This window comes from Halorubrum sp. SP9, assembly GCF_005435015.1.
Lineage (GTDB): Archaea > Halobacteriota > Halobacteria > Halobacteriales > Haloferacaceae > Halorubrum > Halorubrum sodomense.
Map to the genome: position 1 here is coordinate 1 of NZ_SGXU01000421.1, position 416 is coordinate 416.

1 pseudogene is annotated in these 416 nt (G+C 65.1%); it reads right to left on the reverse strand.

The features are described 5' to 3' along the window. Nucleotides 1-16: 16 nt before the first annotated feature. Nucleotides 17-416, reverse strand: a pseudogene (locus EXE45_RS18110) (hypothetical protein); the annotation flags it as partial.

Sequence of the window (416 nt, forward strand, 5' to 3'; positions counted from 1 at the left end):
GAGGGTGTGTGGTGAGTCATGGGCTTGAGTCGGCGGAGAGCAACTTCCCAAGCTGACGGCCGGCGATCCACGCGGCGAGCAGGGGAATCGCCCCCCAGAGCAGGGTTTCGACGAGCTGGAGCCAGCCACCAACAGTCCCAAGCGGGTGCCAGCGCACGCTCTCGCTGGCGGCGACGTACGCAGGGGAGGTCGTGCGCCACGAGGCGGGCACAAACTCAACGGTGTACAACTCCGGTTCAGCGACGGTGACCGTCGTCATGCCGGAGGCGTTCAGATCAACCGACTCTCCGTTTAGCCGAAGCATGCCGGCCGGGCCGTCATCCTCGATTGGTGAGGGGGATGCCCCATCAAGCGGGATTGGTTCGCCGGTCTGTGAATCCCGCAGTGTGATTCGGATTGTGGCTGCCGACGCCGAC